The sequence below is a fragment of the Pseudomonas sp. LBUM1655 genome (assembly GCF_059716085.1).
Map to the genome: position 1 here is coordinate 659,618 of NZ_CP166801.1, position 21,740 is coordinate 681,357.

23 protein-coding genes are annotated in these 21,740 nt (G+C 59.3%); 13 read left to right on the plus strand and 10 right to left on the minus strand.

Annotation, left to right across the window (positions count from 1 at the left end; genetic code table 11):
• The first annotated feature begins 93 nt into the window (after positions 1–93).
• The 7 genes from ACA074_RS02855 to ACA074_RS02885 all read left to right on the plus strand — a co-directional run bounded on the left by ACA074_RS02855 (position 94) and on the right by ACA074_RS02885 (position 7,956).
• Positions 94–1,227 carry an ABC transporter substrate-binding protein gene (locus tag ACA074_RS02855; RefSeq protein WP_007915892.1) on the plus strand — a complete coding sequence of 378 codons (1,134 nt, stop codon included), beginning with the start codon at positions 94–96 and terminating at the stop codon, positions 1,225–1,227.
• A 242-nt stretch (positions 1,228–1,469) separates the two neighbouring features.
• Positions 1,470–2,384, plus strand: coding sequence for an ABC transporter permease subunit (locus ACA074_RS02860; RefSeq protein WP_187681241.1), 915 nt, complete (start codon positions 1,470–1,472; stop codon positions 2,382–2,384).
• A gap of 3 nt (positions 2,385–2,387) precedes the next feature.
• Positions 2,388–3,689: a high-affinity branched-chain amino acid ABC transporter permease LivM gene (gene livM, locus ACA074_RS02865; protein WP_497678404.1), complete on the plus strand. Its 1,302-nt coding sequence runs from the start codon at positions 2,388–2,390 to the stop codon at positions 3,687–3,689.
• The gene (locus tag ACA074_RS02870; protein WP_007967487.1) at positions 3,686–4,558 is read left to right on the plus strand and encodes an ABC transporter ATP-binding protein; all 873 of its coding nucleotides are present in this window, start codon (positions 3,686–3,688) and stop codon (positions 4,556–4,558) included. The genes livM and ACA074_RS02870 overlap by 4 nt, the downstream gene beginning before the upstream one ends.
• On the plus strand, positions 4,555–5,271 hold the full coding sequence (locus tag ACA074_RS02875; protein ID WP_187681243.1) for an ABC transporter ATP-binding protein: 717 nt from the start codon (positions 4,555–4,557) through the stop codon (positions 5,269–5,271). Before ACA074_RS02870 ends, ACA074_RS02875 begins: the two co-directional genes overlap by 4 nt.
• 839 nt (positions 5,272–6,110) lie before the next feature.
• Positions 6,111–6,875 (plus strand): SDR family oxidoreductase, encoded by a 765-nt coding sequence (locus tag ACA074_RS02880; RefSeq protein ID WP_100846416.1) that lies wholly within the window; start codon positions 6,111–6,113, stop codon positions 6,873–6,875.
• Positions 6,876–7,050: 175 nt separating this feature from the next.
• Positions 7,051–7,956, plus strand: coding sequence for a cation diffusion facilitator family transporter (locus ACA074_RS02885; RefSeq protein ID WP_489881501.1), 906 nt, complete (start codon positions 7,051–7,053; stop codon positions 7,954–7,956).
• A 148-nt stretch (positions 7,957–8,104) separates the two neighbouring features.
• Here ACA074_RS02885 and ACA074_RS02890 read toward each other — a convergent pair whose 3' ends face one another.
• The 7 genes from ACA074_RS02890 to ACA074_RS02920 form a co-directional block, all read right to left on the minus strand.
• Positions 8,105–9,238: an AGE family epimerase/isomerase gene (locus tag ACA074_RS02890; protein ID WP_489881502.1), complete on the minus strand. Its 1,134-nt coding sequence runs from the start codon at positions 9,236–9,238 to the stop codon at positions 8,105–8,107.
• A 168-nt stretch (positions 9,239–9,406) separates the two neighbouring features.
• Complete coding sequence (locus tag ACA074_RS02895) at positions 9,407–9,979, minus strand: HupE/UreJ family protein (protein ID WP_187678572.1); 573 nt, start codon at positions 9,977–9,979, stop codon at positions 9,407–9,409.
• A gap of 27 nt (positions 9,980–10,006) precedes the next feature.
• A complete protein-coding gene (ureG, locus tag ACA074_RS02900; protein ID WP_187678571.1) occupies positions 10,007–10,621 on the minus strand; it encodes an urease accessory protein UreG in 615 nt (204 codons plus the stop codon).
• A gap of 23 nt (positions 10,622–10,644) precedes the next feature.
• Positions 10,645–11,319: an urease accessory protein UreF gene (locus tag ACA074_RS02905; RefSeq protein ID WP_187678570.1), complete on the minus strand. Its 675-nt coding sequence runs from the start codon at positions 11,317–11,319 to the stop codon at positions 10,645–10,647.
• Positions 11,316–11,816, minus strand: a complete 501-nt coding sequence (ureE, locus tag ACA074_RS02910) for an urease accessory protein UreE (RefSeq protein ID WP_187678569.1) — start codon at positions 11,814–11,816, stop codon at positions 11,316–11,318. The genes ACA074_RS02905 and ureE overlap by 4 nt, the downstream gene beginning before the upstream one ends.
• Before the next feature lie 242 nt (positions 11,817–12,058).
• Positions 12,059–12,691, minus strand: coding sequence for a TetR family transcriptional regulator (locus ACA074_RS02915; protein ID WP_123530830.1), 633 nt, complete (start codon positions 12,689–12,691; stop codon positions 12,059–12,061).
• 172 nt (positions 12,692–12,863) lie between these two features.
• Complete coding sequence (locus ACA074_RS02920; RefSeq protein ID WP_401265913.1) at positions 12,864–13,286, minus strand: hypothetical protein; 423 nt, start codon at positions 13,284–13,286, stop codon at positions 12,864–12,866.
• 384 nt (positions 13,287–13,670) lie between these two features.
• Here ACA074_RS02920 and ACA074_RS02925 point away from each other — a divergent pair, with 384 nt between their 5' ends.
• Positions 13,671–15,746 carry an AsmA family protein gene (locus ACA074_RS02925; RefSeq protein WP_497658580.1) on the plus strand — a complete coding sequence of 692 codons (2,076 nt, stop codon included), beginning with the start codon at positions 13,671–13,673 and terminating at the stop codon, positions 15,744–15,746.
• 88 nt (positions 15,747–15,834) lie between these two features.
• On the opposite strand, the gene ACA074_RS02930 is transcribed toward ACA074_RS02925, so the two are convergent.
• Together ACA074_RS02930 and ACA074_RS02935 are read right to left on the minus strand one after the other, a co-directional pair.
• A complete protein-coding gene (locus tag ACA074_RS02930) occupies positions 15,835–16,365 on the minus strand; it encodes a ferritin-like domain-containing protein (protein WP_401265918.1) in 531 nt (176 codons plus the stop codon).
• A 91-nt stretch (positions 16,366–16,456) separates the two neighbouring features.
• Complete coding sequence (locus ACA074_RS02935; protein ID WP_497616253.1) at positions 16,457–17,374, minus strand: LysR substrate-binding domain-containing protein; 918 nt, start codon at positions 17,372–17,374, stop codon at positions 16,457–16,459.
• A 121-nt stretch (positions 17,375–17,495) separates the two neighbouring features.
• Between ACA074_RS02935 and ACA074_RS02940 the strand changes: the two genes are divergently transcribed.
• From ACA074_RS02940 to ACA074_RS02950, 3 genes are all read left to right on the plus strand, one after another.
• A complete protein-coding gene (locus ACA074_RS02940; protein WP_401265923.1) occupies positions 17,496–18,134 on the plus strand; it encodes an FMN-dependent NADH-azoreductase in 639 nt (212 codons plus the stop codon).
• Positions 18,135–18,440, plus strand: coding sequence for a DMT family transporter (locus tag ACA074_RS02945; RefSeq protein WP_401265926.1), 306 nt, complete (start codon positions 18,135–18,137; stop codon positions 18,438–18,440). It abuts the gene before it with no gap.
• Between the two features lie 91 nt (positions 18,441–18,531).
• Positions 18,532–19,422: an esterase/lipase family protein gene (locus ACA074_RS02950; RefSeq protein ID WP_187678561.1), complete on the plus strand. Its 891-nt coding sequence runs from the start codon at positions 18,532–18,534 to the stop codon at positions 19,420–19,422.
• A gap of 120 nt (positions 19,423–19,542) precedes the next feature.
• Here the strand turns inward: ACA074_RS02950 and ACA074_RS02955 are convergent, their stop codons facing one another.
• Complete coding sequence (locus ACA074_RS02955; protein WP_187678560.1) at positions 19,543–20,430, minus strand: DMT family transporter; 888 nt, start codon at positions 20,428–20,430, stop codon at positions 19,543–19,545.
• A 96-nt stretch (positions 20,431–20,526) separates the two neighbouring features.
• Here ACA074_RS02955 and ACA074_RS02960 point away from each other — a divergent pair, with 96 nt between their 5' ends.
• Together ACA074_RS02960 and ACA074_RS02965 are read left to right on the plus strand one after the other, a co-directional pair.
• Positions 20,527–21,321, plus strand: coding sequence for an AraC family transcriptional regulator (locus ACA074_RS02960; protein WP_497658584.1), 795 nt, complete (start codon positions 20,527–20,529; stop codon positions 21,319–21,321).
• 63 nt (positions 21,322–21,384) lie between these two features.
• Positions 21,385–21,690, plus strand: a complete 306-nt coding sequence (locus tag ACA074_RS02965) for a PsiF family protein (RefSeq protein ID WP_187678558.1) — start codon at positions 21,385–21,387, stop codon at positions 21,688–21,690.
• The last annotated feature ends 50 nt before the right edge of the window (positions 21,691–21,740 follow it).

A 21,740-nucleotide genomic window follows, 5' to 3' on the forward strand; every position in this document is an offset into this window, starting at 1 on the left:
AGAATAAAAAACCGATGGCACGGCCCTTGCTCTGAGCATTCAGTGAAGTGAAGTCGCAGTGCCAACTAAAAAAAAACCTTGGAGCACCACCTCATGTCCCAGACGTTTTACAAGAAAGGCTTTCTGGCCCTCGCAGTGGCTACTGCGTTGGGTGTTTCTGCGTTTGCTCAAGCTGATGTGAAAATCGGTGTAGCGGGTCCAATGACGGGCGCCAACGCGGCATTTGGCGAGCAGTACATGAAGGGTGCACAGGCGGCGGCCGATGCGGTCAACGCGGCTGGCGGCGTCAATGGGGAAAAAATCGTACTGGTCAAGGGCGATGACGCCTGCGAACCGAAGCAGGCCGTGACGGTCGCCAAGGACCTCACCAACCAGAAAGTCGCCGGCGTGGTCGGTCACTTCTGCTCCTCTTCGACCATTCCTGCGTCGGAGATCTACGACGAAGCCGGCATCATCGCCATCACCCCGGGCTCCACCAACCCGCAAGTGACCGAGCGCGGCCTGAGCGCCATGTTCCGCATGTGCGGGCGTGACGACCAGCAAGGCATCGTCGCCGGCGACTACATCGTCGACGTGCTCAAGGGTAAAAAGGTTGTCGTACTGCACGACAAGGACACCTACGGCCAGGGTCTGGCTGATGCCACCAAGGCCCAACTGGTCAAGCGCGGCGTGACTCCGGTGCTGTACGAAGGCCTGACCCGTGGCGAAAAAGACTTCAGCACCATCGTTACCAAAATCCGTGGTGCCGGCGCCGATGTCGTGTACTTCGGCGGTCTGCACCCGGAAGCCGGTCCGCTGGTTCGCCAACTGCGTGAGCAAGGCCTGAAGGACGTCAAGTTCATGTCCGACGACGGCATTGTGACCGACGAACTGGTCACCACCGCCGGTGGCCCGCAATTCGTTGATGGCGTGCTGATGACTTTCGGCGCCGACCCACGCCTGCTGCCAGACAGCAAGACCGTGGTAGACGCCTTCCGCAAGGCCGGCACCGAACCTGAAGGCTACACCCTGTACGCCTACGCCTCGGTACAGACCCTGGCCGCCGCCTTCAATGGCGCCAAGTCCAACAAGGGCGAAGAAGCGGCTGCCTGGCTGAAGAAAAACCCGGTCAAGACCGTTATGGGCGAGAAGACCTGGGACTCCAAGGGCGACCTGAAAGTCTCCGACTACGTGGTTTACCAGTGGGACAAGGATGGCAAATATCACCAGCTGGAAAAACAGAAGTAAGGGCTGACGCGATCAGCTGATCCCCACCAATCCAATGTGGGAGCGAGCCTGCTCGCGAAGACGGAATGACTGCCAACACATGTGTTGAATGATCGACCGCATTCGCGAGCAGGCTCGCTCCCACAGGAACGGTGTGGGACGGGCGGATCGCGCTCTGACATTACTCCGACGTAAATCTGTATTTTCCTTAGAAGAACCGCACACCTCTGGGTGTGCAGGTTCTCACTGCGTGAGATTGCGTTATGGATGGTATTTTCCTGCAGCAACTGGTCAACGGCCTGACCCTCGGGTCGGTCTATGGCCTGATCGCCATCGGCTACACAATGGTCTACGGCATCATCGGCATGATCAACTTCGCCCACGGCGAGGTTTACATGATTTCCGCTTACCTGGCGGCAATCAGTCTGGCTCTGCTGGCGTACTTCGGTATCGAATCCTTCCCGCTGCTGATGCTTGGCACGCTGATCTTCACCATCGTCGTCACGGCGGTGTATGGCTGGGTCATCGAGCGTGTTGCCTACAAACCCCTGCGTAACTCCACCCGACTCGCACCGCTGATCAGCGCCATCGGTATCTCGCTGATCCTGCAAAACTATGCACAGATTGCCCAAGGCGCGAAGCAACAAGGGGTTCCGACGTTGCTCACCGGTGCCTGGCGTGTCGAGATCGGCACTGGCTTCGTGCAACTGACCTACACCAAGGTGTTCATTCTGATCGCGGCGTTTGTGGGCATGGGCCTGCTGACCTACGTGATCAAGTACACCAAGCTCGGCCGCATGTGCCGCGCCACTCAGCAAGACCGCAAGATGGCCTCGATCCTGGGGATCAACACCGACCGGGTGATTTCCTACGTGTTCATCATCGGTGCGGCCATGGCGGCGCTGGCCGGTGTGCTGATCACCATGAACTACGGCACGTTCGACTTCTATGCCGGGTTCATCATCGGCATCAAGGCGTTCACCGCAGCGGTGCTTGGCGGGATCGGTTCATTGCCCGGCGCGATGCTCGGCGGGATCATCCTCGGGATCTCCGAGTCGCTGTTCTCCGGTCTGGTCAACTCCGACTACAAAGACGTGTTCAGCTTCTCGCTGCTCGTACTTGTTCTGGTCTTCCGGCCGCAGGGCCTGTTGGGCCGTCCTCTTGTGTCGAAGGTGTAAGCGATGTCTTCAACCACCCAAAAACCCATCGATATCAAAAAAAGTCTGGTTGAGGCGATTCTTGCCGGCCTTATTGCCTTGATCGTGTTCGGCCCGATTGTCGGTGTCGTGCTCGAAGGCTACAGCTTCAATCTTGAGCCGACCCGCGTGGCGTGGATTATCGGCATTGTCATGATCGGTCGCTTTGTCCTCAGCCTGTTTCTGCAAACGCCCAAGGGCCTGAAAATTCTCGACGGATTCGAGAGCACCGGTTCCGGTGTGCATGTGCTGCCGAGCGATCACAAATCCAGTCTGCGCTGGATCATCCCGCTGTTGATTGTGATTGCTGTGGCGGTGCCGTTTGTCTCCAACTCCTACCTGCTGGGCGTGGTCATCCTCGGCTTGATCTACGTGCTGCTGGGCCTGGGGCTGAACATCGTGGTCGGTCTGGCCGGTCTGCTTGACCTAGGCTACGTGGCGTTCTACGCCATCGGTGCTTATGGTCTGGCGCTCGGTTATCAGTACCTCGGCCTGGGCTTCTGGACGGTGCTGCCGTTGGCGGCGATCACCGCTGGTCTTGCCGGCTGCATCCTCGGTTTTCCGGTACTGAGGCTGCACGGTGACTACCTGGCGATCGTGACCCTGGGCTTTGGTGAAATCATTCGCCTGGTCCTCAACAACTGGCTGTCCCTGACCGGCGGCCCGAACGGCATGCCGGCGCCGCTGCCGACGTTCTTCGGTCTGGAGTTCGGCAAACGAGCGAAGGATGGCGGGGTGCCGTTTCACGAGTTCTTTGGCATCGCCTACAACCCGGACGTGAAGTACTACTTCATCTACGCAGTGTTGTTCCTCGTGGTATTGGCCGTGCTGTACATCAAGCATCGTCTGGTGAAGATGCCCGTGGGCCGTGCCTGGGAAGCGTTGCGTGAAGACGAGATCGCTTGCCGTTCGATGGGCCTGAACCACGTACTGGTCAAACTCTCGGCGTTCACCATCGGTGCCTCGACTGCCGGTCTGGCCGGGGTGTTCTTCGCCACTTATCAAGGCTTCGTCAACCCGACCTCGTTCACCTTCTTCGAATCGGCGCTGATCCTCGCCATCGTCGTGCTCGGCGGCATGGGCTCGACCATCGGTGTGGTAATCGCAGCCTTCGTGCTGACCGTCGCCCCGGAACTGCTGCGTGGCTTCGCTGAATATCGCGTGCTGCTGTTCGGCATCCTGATGGTGTTGATGATGATCTGGCGACCACGCGGGCTGATTCGCATCAGCCGTACCGGGGTCAAACCACGCAAAGGTGCCATTCACTATGAGAGGACTGCGCCATGAGTGAAGTCGTACTCTCTGTTGAAAAACTGATGATGCATTTCGGTGGCATCAAGGCGTTGAGCGATGTCAGCCTGAAGGTCAAACGCAACTCGATCTTCGCCCTGATCGGCCCCAACGGCGCCGGCAAGACCACGGTGTTCAACTGCCTGACCGGGTTCTACAAGGCGTCCGGCGGCAAGATCGAACTCAACGTGCGCGGCCAGCAGACCAACGTCATCCAGTTGCTGGGCGAGTCGTTCAAACCGACCGATTTCGTTTCGCCGAAAAGCTTCCTCAGTCGCCTGTACTACAAGATGTTCGGCGGTACTCACTTGGTGAACCGTGCAGGCCTGGCCCGGACTTTCCAGAACATTCGCCTGTTCAAGGAAATGTCCGTGCTGGAAAACCTGCTGGTGGCCCAGCACATGTGGGTCAACCGCAACATGCTCGCCGGCATCCTCAACACCAAGGGCTACCGCAAGGCTGAAAGCGACGCGCTGGATTGCGCGTTCTACTGGCTGGAAGTGGTCGATCTGGTGGACTGCGCCAACCGTCTGGCCGGTGAACTCTCCTACGGCCAGCAACGCCGTCTGGAGATTGCCCGGGCCATGTGCACGCGGCCGCAGATCATCTGCCTCGACGAACCGGCCGCCGGCCTTAACCCTCAGGAAACCGAAGCGCTGAGCGCGATGATCCGGCTGCTGCGCGATGAGCATGATCTGACCGTGGTGCTGATCGAACACGACATGGGCATGGTAATGAGCATTTCCGACCACATCGTGGTGCTGGACCACGGCATCGTTATCGCCGAAGGAGGCCCTGAAGCCATCCGTAACGATCCGAAAGTGATCGCCGCCTACCTGGGCGCTGACGAAGAGGAGCTGGTATGAGCCAACCGATCCTCGAACTCAAAAACCTGGACGTGTTCTACGGCCCGATCCAGGCCCTCAAGGGTGTTTCGCTGGAGATCAACGAAGGCGAAACCGTCAGCCTGATCGGCTCCAACGGTGCCGGCAAGTCGACGTTGCTGATGTCGATCTTCGGCCAGCCACGGGCGGCGAGTGGGCAGATCCTTTATCAAGGCGTCGACATTACCCACAAGTCATCGCACTACATCGCGTCCAACGGCATCGCCCAGTCGCCGGAAGGCCGGCGGGTGTTCCCCGACATGACCGTCGAGGAAAACCTGCTGATGGGCACCATTCCGATTGGCGACAAGTACGCCAAAGAGGATATGCAGCGGATGTTCGCGCTGTTCCCGCGGCTGGAGGAGCGGCGTAACCAGCGGGCGATGACCATGTCCGGCGGCGAGCAGCAAATGCTCGCCATCGCCCGGGCGTTGATGAGCCGGCCGAAGCTGTTGCTGCTCGATGAACCGAGCCTGGGTTTGGCGCCGATCGTGGTGAAGCAGATTTTCGCCACCCTGCGTGAGCTGGCGAAAACCGGCATGACCATTTTCCTCGTCGAGCAGAACGCCAACCATGCGCTGAAGCTGTCGGATCGGGCGTATGTGATGGTCAACGGCGAGATTCGTTTGACCGGCACCGGGAAAGAGTTGTTGGTGAATGAAGAGGTGCGTAACGCCTATCTGGGCGGGCACTGAGTTATCCCCAGATACACACAGCCCCGGCGACGCGAGTCCCGGGGCTTTTTTATATCTCCAAAACACCGAAAAACCCTGTAGGAGCTGCCGAAGGCTGCGATCTTTTGACTTTGGAAAACAAGATCAAAAGATCGCAGCCTTCGGCAGCTCCTACCGTGAATCCATCTTCCATATCAAGTCGATTGTGAAATTGTGGAAAACAAATTCCCCAACCTGCCAAAGCGCGACATATAGACGCTGCAAATGGCTGTTTTTCCACAGTTTTGACTTGTCCCCGTTTGCTGTGGAGCTGGCTGTGAATAACGTGGGAGTAGCTGGCTGAAGGCCTTGCAGGCCGTGGCTTGCAGGCTTGTGGTTGTTTTTTGATCAGGCGTTTTGGCGATAGCGTAAGGCGCCTTTGTCAACCTTTTTGTGGTCACCCCGGAACAGACATTTCCCTATGCGCAGTCCTGTGGATAAGTCTGTGATTAAACTCTGGAAAGACCGCGCTAAGGGCCGTAATTACTGGCCCCGCGCAATCACCCCGGTAACTGCTCGGTCGTGCAAAATGCCATGTCCCGCACATCTGTCAGTTCAGGGTCAAGCAAAAAACTTTCTATTTCCCTCGCAAAGCCTTGTGTGGCGCGGCTTTGCGCGTTTCCACTTGCCCCCGGAAACTGTGGAAGGGGTTGTGGATAACGTGCGTGCACATGGCTACAAGCCACGTTGGTTAAGGCGTTGCTCGTGTTGGTTGTTTTTTGTACAGCTTAGAGGAGTTGCCCGTGAATGCGGGGCCGGGCATGCTGCGTGCTGATTTTCTATTCAAGGGCTGCTCCGGCAGCCGAAGCGAGGAGAACACGATGTCCAACACCCTGTTTATCACCGGCGCGACGTCCGGTTTTGGTGAAGCCTGTGCCCGTCGTTTTGCCGAGGCTGGCTGGAAACTGGTGCTGACCGGCCGTCGTGAAGAACGTCTCAATGCCCTGTGCGCCGAACTGTCGAAGCAGACCGAAGTGCATGGCCTGGTGCTCGATGTGCGTGATCGCAAGGCGATGGAGGAGGCGATTGCCAACCTGCCGCCGTCGTTCGCCAAGTTGCGTGGCCTGATCAACAACGCCGGGCTGGCACTGGGTGTGGACCCTGCGCCGAAATGCGATCTGGATGACTGGGACACCATGGTCGACACCAACGTCAAAGGCCTGATGTACGCGACCCGTTTGCTGTTGCCGCGCCTGATCGCCCATGGCCGTGGCGCTGGCATCATCAACCTCGGCTCCATTGCCGGTAACTACCCGTACCCGGGCAGCCACGTGTACGGCGCGACCAAGGCATTCGTTAAACAGTTCTCGCTGAACCTGCGCTGCGACTTGCAGGGCACCGGCGTGCGGGTCAGCAACATTGAGCCGGGTCTGTGCGAGAGCGAGTTCTCGCTGGTACGTTTCGCTGGCGACCAGGAACGCTACAACGCCACCTACGCCGGTGCCGAGCCGATCCAGCCGCAGGACATCGCCGAGACGATTTTCTGGGTGATGAATACGCCAGCGCACATCAACATCAACAGCCTTGAGTTGATGCCGGTGAGCCAGACCTGGGCGGGTTTTGCTATCGAGCGTAACAAGGCTTAAGACCCCAGTGAGCCCATTCACGAGCAAGCTCGCTTCCACATAAGATCGCGTTCGAATGTGGGAGCGAGCCTGCTGGCGAAGAGGCCAAATCGGCCAAAACATGGCGATAAGGTAAACTCCTCTCGTAACAACCCCACCGCACCCTGCGGTTTTCAAGGTTTTTCGAGGAGTTAAAGTGAGTAACCGAGGTGAGCAGTCGCTGCTCAAACAATCGACCATCCTGATGTTCGCCGTGGCGATCGCCGGGATCGTCACCGGTTTTGTATCTGGTTCCCAATCCATCCTGTTCGATGGTTTTTTCTCGCTGATTGCAACGTTCATCAAAGTCCTGATGCTGATCACCGCCAAGCTGATCGCCAAACAAAGCAATCACCGCTTCCAGTTCGGTTTCTGGCATCTGGAGCCAATGGTGCTGCTGATCGAAGGCAGTTTCCTGCTGTTGATCGCCATCTACGCGTTTCTCAACGGCGTGTTCGGCATCATCAACGGCGGTCGCGAGATCGAGTTGGGTTTGGTGATCATCTATGCGGCAGTGTTTACCGTTGTTGAATTCGCCTACTTCTTCTATGTGCGTCGGCGCAATCGCAAGCTCAAATCCAGCCTGATCCAGTTCGACAACATCAGTTGGCTGGTGGACGCGATGCTGTCGGTCGGCCTGTTGATCAGTTTCCTTGCAGCGCTGCTGCTCAAGTCCCAGGGCTATGGCGAGTGGGCGAAGTTTGTCGATCCGCTGATCCTGATCGTGCTGGCGCTGACCATGCTGACTCCGGCGTTCAAGATTCTTCGCCCGGCGTTGCGCGATGTGCTCGGTATCGCCCCGGATACTCTGGATGAACAGGTTCGTCAGGTGATGGAAGCGGCGAAGGTCGAACATGGTTTCGACGATTACGTGTCCTACGTGCAGAAACACGGGCGGGCGCGGTTTATCGAGATTCATGTGGTGTTGCCGGCGGATTATGCGCTGAGCAGTGTCGGTCAGCTGGATGCATTGCGCGAGGGGATTTCGGCGAAGCTGGGCACGCCGGATGCGGCGCGCTGGTTGACCATCAGCTTTACCGGTGACAAGAAGTGGATTGCCTGAGGTAACCCGGCTCTCTACTGAGAACACAGTTTGTGGCGAGGGGATTTATCCCCGATGGGGCGCGAAGCGGCCCTGCAAAGAGCGGGGCCGCTGCGCAGCCCATCGGGGATAAATCCCCTCGCCACGATAAATCTCAATTGCCATGAAATCAGCGAAGATATTCAGCCAGGCCGCTATAGCAAGTCGCCAAGTGATACGGCGTCGTCGACGGCATGTCCTTGCGGCTGATCTCACCCTGCTCATCGCGGCACTCATACCAGCCACCGGCATGCAGAAAACGCTGTTGCAGCGCCTGCAACTGATGCAGCACCACGGCTTCGCTGTCCGGGCGCAACGTTAGCGCGCGCAGGTATTCAGCCTGAGCCCAGATCCGCTGGGTCGAATCTCTCGGGCGTCCGTCCATCTCCAGATCAAGCATCGCCCGCACCGCGCCGGACGGCTGTACCACGCCGAACTGCTCGGTAAACGCGAAGGCCTTGTCCAGCGCCGTATGCAGTTTCGACCCGCGCAATAGTGGTGACGATTCCAGCAGGAAATACCACTCGAACTGATGCCCCGGCTCGTACCAGTTATCCACAGCCCCCAACGGTTTCTCCATCAACACGCCATGTTGCGGGTCGACGAAGCGCTTGTGCATCGCTGTGCATAACTCGTTGAGGGCCTGTTGCGTTGCCGCGTCTTTGCGTACGGCAAGGGTGGCGAGGAAGGCTTCGGCCAGATGCATCAACGGATTTTGCAACGGGCCGGTTTCCAGCGTGTTCCAGTCTCGATTCAGGCAGGCCTCGTACAGGCCATCACCGGTGGCAAAGCGTCGGCCGATGACTTCCAGCGCGGCGTTCAGCGTCGATTCCACCAGCGGCTCGCGGGACTTTTCCCAGTAATGCGCGCAGGCAAACAGGATGAAAGCGTGGGTGTAGAGATCCTTGCGCTGATCCAGCGGTTTGCCCTGCGCATCGATGCTGTAGAACCAGCCGCCATGCTCGGCATCATGGAAATGCCGTTGCAGGGAGCGGAACAGCGCCGCCGCGCGGACTTCGGCGTTATCCACAACGCCGATCAGGCTGGAAAACAGATAGAGCTGCCGCGCGCAGGCCATCGCCCGATAGCGTTGCGGTGGCAATGGTTGATGCGTGGCGTCCAGCGCCTCGTAAGGCAGCGCCATGTCGGCGTTCCAGCCCGGGCCTTGCCATAGCGGCACGATCACGTTCAAAAAGTGCTGTTGCACCTCACTGAACAGGGCGGTCAATTCAGGCAGGGATTTGGAGCGAGAAGCGTGGGGCATGGGCGGACGTCGTCACGGCTGGGGCGATTGCGCGACATGGTAGCAGAGAGACCGGTTAGAGAGAGGTTGTGTCTGTCAGTCCGCCTTCGCGAGCAGGCTCCCACAGGAGAATGCATTCCAATGTGGGCGCGAGCCTGCGCGCGAAGGGGCCGTATCAGGCGACAGAAATCAACCGGCCAGCAGCCATGCGCCAGTCACTGCCGAAGCCGCACCCGCCAGTCGCACCAGCGGCGCAGCAGCCTGAGGCAGGAAACGTACCACCGCATAACCTGCAGCATGCAGCGCAGCGGTCGCGGCTACAAATCCTGCGGCATACGCCCAAGGGCTGGACATGTCCGGCAACTCCAGGCCATGCGCGACACCATGGAACAATGCAAACAACGCCGTGGCCGCCACCGCCATCACCAGTGGCGGACGCACCGCCAACGCAACGGCCAGGCCGAGCGCCAGCACCGACGCGGCAATCCCGCTTTCCAGCGCCGGCAATTCCAGCCCTTCAAAACCGAGCATGCCGCCCATCAACATGGTGCCGACGAAGGTGCACGGCAGCGCCCAGCGCGCCGCACCTTGCTGCTGCGCTGCCCACAAACCGACGGCAATCATCGCCAGCAAATGATCAAGGCCACCGATCGGGTGGCTGATCCCGGCGATCAAACCGCTGTCGCCATGCCCGGGGTGAGCGAAGGCCAGTGCCGGGGTCAGCAACAGTGCGACTGCGCCAAGAATGCGTTTGAGTGTCATGGATAAGCTTCCTTGTTGATAATTGAATCAGGCTGCGGTCAGCAGGCCCTGTCGTTCGATGAAGGCGATGATGTCTTCCAGGCCCTGGCCGGTTTTCTGGTTGCTGAACACGAACGGCTTGCCGTTGCGCATGCGTTTTGTGTCGCTGTCCATCATCTCCAGCGAGGCACCGACCAGCGGCGCCAGGTCGATCTTGTTGATCACCAGCAGGTCAGACTTGCAAATACCCGGCCCGCCCTTGCGCGGCAGCTTGTCGCCGGCAGAAACGTCGATCACGTAGATGGTCAGGTCGGACAATTCCGGGCTGAAGGTCGCCGACAGGTTGTCACCGCCGGACTCCACCAGAATCAGATCCAGCCCCGGAAAGCGCCGGTTCAATTGATCCACCGCTTCGAGGTTGATCGAGGCGTCTTCGCGGATTGCCGTGTGCGGACAGCCACCGGTTTCCACGCCGATGATGCGTTCCGGTGCCAGCGCTTCGTTGCGCACCAGAAAGTCCGCGTCCTCACGGGTGTAGATGTCGTTGGTCACCACGGCGAGGTTGTAGCGCTCGCGCAGCGCCAGACACAGGGCCAGGGTCAACGCGGTTTTGCCGGAACCGACCGGGCCGCCGATGCCGACGCGCAGAGGTTGTGTGTTCATATGCTTCTCCAAAATAACAGGCCCTAGGAACGGAACAGGCGGCTGTACTGGCGCTCATGGGCCATGCACGCCAGGGACAGACCGAACGCGGCACTGCCGATGTGTTCGGGATTGATTCGGGTGGCGTCCTGCTGGGCTTGTTGCAGCAGCGGCAGCAGTTCGCTGGTCAGGCGCTGGGCGGCTTGCTGGCCCAGTGGCAGGGTTTTCATCAGGACGGCGAGCTGGTTTTCCAGCCAGCTCCACAGCCACGCGGCGAGGGCGTCCTGCGGAGTGATGCCCCAGGCGCGGGCCGCCAGTGCCCAACCAAGTGCCAGGTGCGGTTCGGCGCATTGATCGAGAAAGTGGCGTGCTGGTGCGTCGAGTTCGGGCAAGCCGTTGAGCAGTTGCTGCAACGAATAGCCCATCTGCCGACTCTCCAGATGCAGCTCGCGGGTTTCGCGGCTGGCGCGGTGGGTTTCGCAGATGCGCAGCAAGTCGTCCCAGTTTTCCTCGGCAGCGGCTTGGCAATGGGCAAGCAGCAGCGGCGCTTCGAAGCGGGCGAGGTTGAGCAGCAATTGATCGCTGATCCAGCGGCGGGCGCTGTCCGGGTTGTTCACGCGACCGTTATCCACCGCCATTTCCAGACCTTGGGAATAGCTGTAGCCGCCAATCGGCAATTGCGGACTGGCCAGGCGCAGCAGCGCCCAGGCCGGATTCACAGGCGTACGCCGAACTGATGGAGTTTGGGCGCGTAGTTGAAGTCTTCGTCGCCGTGACGTGAATGGTGATGGCCGCCGCCGTAGGCACCGTGTTCCGGCTGGAACGGTGCTTCAATGGCTTCGACCTGCGCGCCAAGCTGTTCAAGCATGGCTTTGAGCACGTAATCGTCGAGCAACCGCAGCCAGCCATCGCCGACTTGCAGGGCGACGTGGCGATTGCCCAAGTGATACGCGGCGCGGGTCAATTCGAAAGCGTTGGCGCAAGTGACGTGCAGCAGTTGCTCGGGGCGGGCGCAGACACGGACGATTCGGCCGTCCTCAGCCTGTAGGCATTCGCCGTCATACAACGGCGGCTGACCGCGCTCCAAAAACAACCCGACGTCTTCATTCTCGGCACTGAAACAGCGCAAACGGCTTTTGCTCCGTGCTTCGAAGGTCAGGTGCAACTCGGCGGCCCAGACAGGTTGAGGGTCGATTCTGCGATGAATCACCAGCATCGGAAAGCTTCCAGCAGTGGACAATACTCAGGCTAGAGCAAGGGGCTTGCCAATCGGACGAGATGTAGGAAATCCCTGTCGGATCGTAGTAGATGTTTCGGAATGTTGCGGGGATTTGAGAGGTTTTGGTGCGTTAAGAATTTTTCATGCACCAATTTGCGGCGCACAAAAAAGATCGCAGCCTTCGGCAGCTCCTACCTTGATCTCTGTAGGCGCTGCCGAAGGCTGCGATCTTTTGATCTTTATTCGGTACTACCGAGCCCTTGCCAATGCTTGAGCCCGATAAAGATGAAGCGCAATTGCTGGGTGATCTTTGCTTGCGGGGTCAAATGCTCAGGCAAGGCTTCGGCCGGCGGGTCGATGATGTCCGGCAGGGTGGCAAACACCGATTTGACGATCAGATCCGCCACCACGCTCAACCCGGCCGCGTCCAGATGCTGAAGCTTGGGCATCATTGTCAGGTCGGCCGCAAGGTCGGAGCTGATGTTCTCACGCAAACGGCCAATCGCCTGGCGCACCGGCAGCGAGCCGCCGTATTGCTCGCGAGCGAGAAATAAAAACTGCGAACGGTTGGCGCTGACCACATCGAGAAAGATCCGCACCGACGCATCAATGATGCCGCCCATGACGAATTCGTTGTGGCGTACCAGGCGGATGGTTTCGCGGAAGGTCTGGCCGACTTCGCTGACCAGCACCAGACCGAGTTCATCCATATCGGCAAAATGCCGATAGAAACCGGTGGGCACGATGCCGGCGGTTTTCGTCACTTCGCGCAGGCTGAGGCTGCCGAATCCTCGGCCGCTTTCCATCAAGTGGCGGGCAGCATCCATCAGGGCGTTGCGGGTCTGTTGTTTCTGTTCGGCGCGGGGCAGCATCGCAAGGTGTTTTCTTCGGCAGGACAAGCGCAGCACTCTAGCAAATCGGCTTTAACGGCGTCGAACGGCAGCGGGGGGATGCAGCGGGGAAATAGCGACTTATTAATAGCAGCGGCTGAAAAGTCAAAAGCCCAATCCGGGGATTGGGCTTTTTTTCAGGGCCGCCATGGGCTTAGCTCAAAGCGCTGTTGCGTTCGATGACACGGTCACCACCACCTTCGGCAACAGCTTGGCCTTGTGGGGTTTTATCGTAGCCGTCTTCGACCAGACCTTTTTCTTCCAAGCGGTTACGACCGTTTTCGGCGACAGCCTGACCTTGTGGAGTTTTGTCGTAGCCGTCTTCGACCAGACCTTTTTCTTCCAGACGATTACGGCCGTTTTCTGCTAACGACTGACCTTGTGGGGTTTTGTCGTAGCCATCTTCAGCCAGGGTCTGACCTTGTGGGGTTTTGTCATACCCGTCTTCGGCGAGGGTTTGGCTGAACACCGAGTGGCTGTCTTTTACTTGCGGAGTAGCCTGGTCGGCAGCGGGCAGGGCAAAAGCAGTGCTGGCAAGCATCGACAGGGTAAGGCTGAGCAGTAATTGGCGTTTCATGATGGGTTGCTCCTTGGGAGGGCGATAAAGTGGGTACGAGGGCAATGCTACTCTCGATAAGTCGATATAAAAGTTCATAAACGCAATGGTAATAATCAACAGAATTGATTGTTCTGCGGAGAGGCTCTAGAACGGGCCTTTCAGAGGGATGCTTTTGCACCGTAGTGGGTATTTTCGACCCACTCGCGCTTCGCAAAAGTGCGGGGGCGGTAACGCTGTTCGACCGATTGGTCAGATTGCGCGCGGTTTTTTGCGTCTTAATCTGCCTTTTGATTAAACCTGCGGGCCTTTCGCCAGTCACAGATTTCATATGGGCCGCTTTGGCTCGCCGTTTCAGCTGTGCGCCGCGTTTTCGGCGCGCGGTCGTGATCAGGAGCTTTGTGCATGACGCGCACTGGAAAAATCTTCAGCTGGACCTTCGCCATCCTCTTATTGCTACTGGCCGTACTGGTGCTGATCATCGTGTTCTTCGACTGGAACCGGATCAAACCCCCGCTCAACGCCAAAGTCTCGGAAGAACTGCACCGACCCTTTGCCATCAACGGCAACCTCGCAGTGATCTGGCAGCGCGAGCCGGAGGAGGGCGGTTGGCGCGCCTGGGTGCCGTGGCCGCACGTGGTCGCCGAGGATTTGAGCCTGGGTAATCCGGATTGGTCTAAGAAACCGCAGATGGTCACGCTCAAGCGCGTTGAGCTGCGCATTTCACCGCTGGCATTGCTGGCGCAACGGGTGGTGATCCCGCGTATTGACCTGACCGAACCCAACGCCGAATTGCAGCGTCTGGCCGATGGCCGGGCCAACTGGACGTTCAAGTTTGATCCGAAAGATCCGAATGCCGAGCCGTCGAACTGGGTTGTCGACATCGGCGCCATCAAGTTCGACAAGGGCCACGTTACCCTCGATGACCAGACGCTCAAAACCAATCTCGATGTGCTGATCGATCCGCTGGGCAAACCGATTCCGTTCAGCGAAATCGTCGGTGACAAAGCAGCGAAAACTGCGCAGGACAAGGGCGGCGCACCGCAGGACTATGCCTTCGCATTAAAGGTTAAAGGTCAGTATCACGGCCAGAATCTGACCGGCCAAGGCAAGATCGGCGGCCTGTTGGCCTTGCAGGATGCGAGCAAACCGTTCCCGCTGCAGGCTCAAGCGAAAATCGGTGACACCCGCATTGAACTGGCCGGCACCCTCACCGATCCGCGTAACCTCGGCGCCCTCGACCTGCGACTGAAGCTGGCCGGTGCCAGCCTTGGCAATCTCTACCCGCTGACCGGCGTGACCCTGCCGGACACGCCACCGTACTCCACCGATGGCCACCTGATCGCCAAGCTGCATGACGAGGCTGGCGCGAAATTCACCTATGAAAAATTCAACGGCAAGATCGGCGGCAGCGACATCCATGGTGACCTGACCTACGTCGCCAGCCAGCCACGGCCAAAACTCAGCGGCGCGCTGTTGTCCAATCAACTGCTGTTCGCCGACCTCGCACCATTGATCGGTGCTGATTCGAACGACAAACAAAAGGCCCGTGGCGGTGAGAGCAAGCAACCGGCTGACAAAGTGCTGCCGGTAGAAGAGTTCAAGACTGACCGCTGGCGCGCAATGGACGCCGATGTCGAATTCACCGGCAAGCGCATCGTCCACAGTGAAAAGCTGCCATTCACCGACCTTTATACCCACCTGAAACTCAACGACGGCGAGCTCAGCCTGGAGCCGCTGCGCTTTGGCGTGGCTGGCGGCAATCTGGACGCGCAGATCCGCCTCAACGGTCGCACCGAACCGCTGGAAGGCCGGGCCAAACTGACGGCGCGCAGATTCAAGCTCAAGGAGCTGTTCCCGACTTTCGAACCGATGAAAACCAGTTTCGGCGAGCTGAACGGCGATGCGGATATCACCGGTCGCGGTAACTCGGTGGCCAAGCTGCTGGGCGGTGCGAATGGCAATCTGAAGATGCTGATCAACGACGGTGCGATCAGCCGTGAGCTGATGGAGCTGGCGGGGCTTAACGTCGGTAACTATGTGATCGGCAAGATCTTTGGCGACAAGGAAGTGAAGATCAATTGCGCGGCGGCGGACTTCGACATCAAGACGGGTTTGGCGACCACGCGGCTGTTTGTCTTCGATACCGAGAATGCGATCATCTACATCGACGGCACGGCGAACATGGCCACCGAGCAATTGGACCTGACGGTGACGCCGGAATCCAAAGGCTGGCGTTTGATATCCCTGCGTTCGCCACTGTACGTGCGCGGCAAGTTCATCAAGCCGGACGCGGGCGTGAAAGCCGTGCCGTTGTTGCTGCGCGGGGCGGGGATGGTAGCGCTGGGTGTGATTGCCGCACCGGCGGCCGGGCTGCTGGCGCTGGTGGCACCGAGTGGTGGGGAACCCAATCAGTGTGCGCCGCTGCTGGAGCAGATGAAGGCGGGCAAGGCGCCGGTGACCGTCAAGCCAAGCAAGTAACAGCAGATCAAAAGATCGCAGCCTGCGGCAGCTCCTACAGAGATCAGTGTAGGAGCTGCCGCAGGCTGCGATCTTTTGCGTTTAAGGTTTAGAGGTCGTTGAGGATGTCGGCCATGTCATCGGCATGCTCTTCTTCCTGCGCCAGGATGTCTTCGAAGATGCGTCGAGTGGTCGGGTCTTTCTCGCCGATGTACTGAATGATCTCGCGGTAGCTGTCGATGGCGATCCGCTCGGCCACGAGGTCTTCGTAGACCATCTCTTTCAAAGTGTTCCCCGCGACATATTGTGCGTGGGACATTTTCGACAGCAAGTCGGGGTTGAACTCTGGTTCGCCGCCCAGTTGCACAATGCGCTCGGCCAGGCGGTCGGCGTGCTCGGCTTCCTGGGTGGCGTGTTCGAGAAACTCTTCAGCGGCCACGTGAGCTTTCAGGCCGTTGGCCATGAAATAGTGGCGCTTGTAGCGCAATACGCAGACCAGTTCAGTGGCCAGCGATTCATTGAGCAAGCGCAGCACCTCTTCACGGTTGGCGCTGTAACCCTCGGTCACCGCGCCGTTTTCCACGTTTTGTCGTGCGCGCTCGCGCAGGGTTTGAACATCAGATAAATGCAGGTCGCTCATTTCAGTCTCCTGGAGGCTAATCCGATTGGCGTCACGCTCTACTGACGTGATCGCCTACCCAGGTTGTGAGTCTTGAGCGATGCAAAAAGTTTTACGGGATTTTCGGCAACCTCGGCGCCAACCCTGAAAGCTGCGCTTCGTCGCGCAACCACGCAAAAAATGCGCGCACCGGCGGATGCCGCTCGCGCCCCGGCACACACAACGCACTGTAGCCGGCCCCATCGACCTGAACCTCGCCCTTGTACGGCACCAGCAAACCGCTGGCGACGCTCTCCGAGACCAGAATATTGCTCGCCAGTACCAGCCCTTGCCCGGCAATCGCGGCTTGCAGGGCGTAATGCTCTTCGTCGTATTCGCGGATCGCCGGATGTTGATTCAGCCAGTTCTCGCCGGACTTGGCGCACCAGGCTTCCCAGCCGTGGGCATACAGCTTGGAGTTGTGCCAGTGCACGCTGATCAAGGTCGGTGTGCGGCGTGCGGCCAGTGCCACTTGCTCCGGCGAGCCGTACACGCCGAACGATTCATCGAACAGGCAGAGGCCATACAGATTCGGGTAGTCATCGAGGCTGTAGCGCAGCACCAGATCGACACTGGCGTCCTGATGCAGATCGATCACTTCACAATGGGTGTCGAGACGCACGTTGATGTTGGGGTGTTTCGCATAAAACCGCCCCAGTCGCGGCACCAGCCACAGCGCAGCGAACGCGGCGGTGGTCGACAGCGTCAGGCTGCTGCCGCTGCGTTGCGGGCGCAGGGTGTCGACGCTTTGCGCCACTTCCAGCAAGGCGCCGTGCAGACTGCGGAACAACCGTTCACCGCCCTCGGTCAGGCGTACCTGTCGCGGCAGGCGTTCGAACAACGCGACGCCCAGCCAGTCCTCCAGCGCTCGGATCTGATGGGAAATCGCTGTGGGTGTCACCGACAGTTCTTCAGCGGCAGCCTTGAAACTCAGCAAGCGCGAGGCGGATTCGAAGGCGCGCAGGGCGGTTAGCGGCAGCGAGGCGAACATTTGTTACTCCATGGATGAAACAAACTCATCCAGACTGATTTCTGTTCATTTGAAGAGATGCCGTGACGCGCCTCAAGCTGCAAGCCACAAGCAGTTTGATTCTAGTCCGGAGGATTTATAGATGAACAGGATTCTTGCACTTCATGCCAGCCCACGTGGCGACCGTTCCCATTCGCGGCGTTTGGCGGAAGGTTTTCTCAGTGCCTGGCAAGTGCGCCATCCGCAGGCTCAGGTAACTCGGCGTGAAGTTGGTCGGGCGCTGATTCCAGCGGTCAACGAGGCCTTCGTCGCGGCGGCGTTTTACCCGGAACCCGAGGCGCGTCCATTGTCGATGCAGGCCGATCTGGCGCTCAGCGATCAACTGGTCGGCGAGTTGTTCGACCACGACCTGCTGCTGATTTCCACGCCGATGTACAACTTCAGCGTGCCCAGTGGCCTCAAGGCCTGGGTCGATCAGATCGTGCGGCTGGGCCTGACGTTTGACCACACGCTGGACAACGGCATTGCCCAGTACACGCCGCTGTTGCAGGGCAAGAAAGCCTTGATCGTCACCAGTCGCGGCGGTTTCGGCTTCGGTCCCGGCGGTGAGCTGGAGGCTTTGAACCACGCCGATCCATGGCTGCGCACGGCGCTGGGATTTATCGGCATCAACGACGTCACGGTAGTCGCGGCCGAGGGCGAGGAGTCTGCCGAACGCACCTTCGCGGTGTCGCTGGCCGAGGCCGAGCAGCGTTTGCTCGACCTCGCCCGGGCGTTCTAAGTGGCCTGGCTGTTCCTGCTGATCGCCGCGGGGTTTGAAGTGACCTTCGCCATGGGCATGAAGTACGCGGAAGGGTTCACCCGGCTCTGGCCGTCGATGATCACCGTGGTCGCTGCGGTCGGCGGGATCTACTTCCTGACATTGGCCATGCGTGAATTGCCGGTGAGTATCGCCTATCCGATCTGGACCGCCATCGGTTCGCTGGGCACAGTGTTTCTCGGCTTTGCCTTGCTCGGCGAGAGCCTGACGCTGGTCAAGCTGCTGTCGGTAGGCCTGATTGTGGCGGGGGTGGTGGGGCTGAAGTAGGCTGCTCATCGAGTTGTCATGTTCAGGGAGGATGCTTGGCGGGCGTTTTGCACGCCTTGCATCCATTCACCGACCACAAGGATGTTTGCCCATGTCGCACGCCTCGCGTACGCGTTATCCACTGGTGCTGGTGCCGGGAATGCTCGGGTTTATCCGGCTCGTTCTCTATCCATATTGGTACGGGATCATCAAAGCGTTGCGCCGTGGTGGTGCGACGGTGATTGCCGTGCAGGTGTCGCCGTTGAATTCGACCGAGGTGCGTGGCGAGCAATTGCTGACACGGATCGAGGAGATCCTGCGCGAAACCGGCGCGGCCAAGGTCAATCTGTTCGGTCATAGCCAAGGCTCGCTGACGGCGCGTTATGCCGCGGCGAAACGCCCGGATCTGGTGGCTTCGGTGACGTCGGTCGCCGGGCCTAATCACGGTTCCGAACTGGCCGACTATCTGCAAAAGCACTACCCGGCGGACAGCGCCAAGGGCCGAATACTTGAGGCATTGCTGCGCTTCGTCGGCTGGTTGATGGCGCTGTTGGAGACCGGCTATCACGGGCCAAAACTGCCGGTGGATATCCACGCCTCGCACCAATCGCTGACCTTTGAAGGTGTGGCGCTGTTCAATCAGCGTTATCCACAGGGCCTGCCCGAAACCTGGGGCGGGCATGGGCCGGAAGAGGTCAACGGCGTGAGGTATTACTCGTGGTCGGGGACGTTGCAGCCGGGCAAGACGGATCGTGGCGGCAATCTGTTTGACGGGACCAATCGCAGTTGCCGGTTGTTCGCCAAGACATTCGTGCGTGAACCTGGGCAGTGCGATGGCATGGTCGGGCGTTACAGTTCGCACTTGGGCACGGTGATTGGCGATGACTATCCGCTGGATCATTTCGACATCGTCAACCAGTCGCTGGGGCTGGTGGGCAAGGGCGCCGATCCGGTGCGGCTGTTTGTCGAGCATGCGGCGCGGCTTAAAGCAGCCGGGGTCTGACTGTGCTTTTGTGGCGAGGGGATTTATCCCCGATGGGCTGCGCAGCAGCCCCAATTATTGGATGAAGAGAGGGGCCGCTTCGCGACCCATCGGGGATAAATCCCCTCACCACAGGCCGGATCAGGCAACGCTCACTCTGCGGCTCAGCACCGTCGTCCAGCGCTCAGACAAAATCACCCCACCCAAGGTCAACAAGCCGCCGACCAGGTGATACATCGCCAGTTGTTCTTTCAACACCACCGCCGCAATCAGCGCCGTAATCAACGGCAGCAGATTGAAGAACAATGTCGTCCGGCTCGGCCCCAGGCGCTGCACAGCCTGCATCCACGCCAATGGCGCGAGCATCGAAGCCAGCAGACACGCGTACAGCACCAGCGGAATATTCTGCAGGGTCAGCCCGGTTTTCGGCGAAGTGGCATACAGCGGAAACAACACCACAATCGCCACCAGCACCTGCAAGTACAGCAACACCAGCGGCGGCAAACGCAGCTGCCATTTTTTCAGCAATGTGCTGTAAATCGCGTAGGCCAGCGTGGCAATCAGCATCATCGCGTCACCCAGGTTCACCCCGTGTTGCAACAGCGCGCCGAGGCTGCCGGACGACACCACCACCAGCACGCCGGCGAACGAGAACACCGCACCCACCAGCGCACCGGCTGTCAGGCGCTGGCCGAGGCTGATGATCGCCATGGCCAGCGACATCAATGGCATCAGCGACAGGATGATGCCCATATTGGTGGCGGTGGTCAGGGTCGCGGCGAAGTAGGCGAGGCTCTGATAGACCGCCATGCCGAGCACGCCGAGGACGAAAATCTTGCCCAGGTTCGGGCGAATTTGCGGCCAGTGCGCGATCACTTGTTTGAGCATGAACGGCGTGAACAACAGACCCGCCAGCAGCCAGCGGTAAAAACCGATCTCGGCGGGGAAGATCGCACCGACCGCGAGTTTGTTGATCACGGTGTTGCCGGCCCAGATAAAAATCGCCAGCAGAGGAAAAGCGTATTGCATGCGTTGAAACCATTACGTTGATGAAGCGCGATTATCCCTTGTCTGGATGCAGGCCTATACTTCGAACCGGACAACCTGCCTCTGAAACCGGACAGCATGAACAGTAAACACATCGATCTGCTGGATTTCAGCGAACTGCCGTCGGCGGTGTACTTCCGCTACGCCGACTTCAACGCCCACGAATTCGCCGCGCCCCACCGTCATCCGTGGGGCACGCTGGAATACGCGGCCCATGGCGTGCTGCACATGGACGTCGACGGCAGTCGTTTCATGTCGCCGCCGCAATACGCAGTCTGGGTGCCGCCGCAGGTCGAGCACAGTTTCTACAGCCATCAACCGGTCAATTATCGTGCGGTGTGTCTCGATCCCAAGGTCTGTGCCGAATTGCCGGCGCGCGCCTGCACGTTGGCGATCAGCGACATCCTCAAGGCGATTCTCAAAGACTTCGCCGCCCGCGACGTGAAGATCCCCGAACTCGATGCCGACCAGCGTCTTGCCCAAGTGTTGGTCGATCAACTGCAACAGGCACCGGTGCATGAGTGTTATCTGCCCTATGCGAGCCATCCCGGGTTACTGGCGATCCTCGAAGCGTTGCAGGCTGAGCCTGGCAACAATCAACCGCTGGCGCACTGGGCGGCGCAGGTGCATGTCAGCGAGCGCACGCTGGCGCGGCAATTCGTGCGCGAGCTGGGGATGAGTTTTGGCGAGTGGCGACAGCGCCTGCGCTATCTCGCCGCGATCGAAGCGCTGGAAACTTCGCGCAGTGTGCAGGAGATCGCTTTCGACCTGGGTTACAGCAGCGGCTCGGCTTTTATCGCCATGTTTGCCCGTCAGGCGGGCTGCACGCCGGAGCAGTACCGCCGCAGCCACCTGGAAGGCAGGAAGGTGTAACAAGATTTGGCTACACTGCCGAAGAGGCCGCCTCCATCGAAGCGGCGACAAGGAGAAAACTCCATGAAGATGTTGCGTGTCCCTTTGTTGATGATTGGTTTGCTCCTGTGTTCCCAAGGTTTCGCCGCCACGGCGCAACAGAACAAAATGACCACCTGCAATGCCGATGCGACCGCCAAGAGTCTGAAAGGCGATGAGCGCAAAACCTTCATGAGCACCTGCCTCAAGGCTGCGCCGGCGGCCAACGACGCCAAGGCTCTGACCCCGCAGCAGGAAAAGATGAAAACGTGTAATGCCGATGCGAAAACCAAGGCGCTGGCCGGTGATGCGCGCAAGACGTTCATGAGTGAATGCCTGAAGAAAAAATAACATCAAAAGATCGCAGCCTGCGGCAGCTCCTACATGAGACCGAGCCCCTG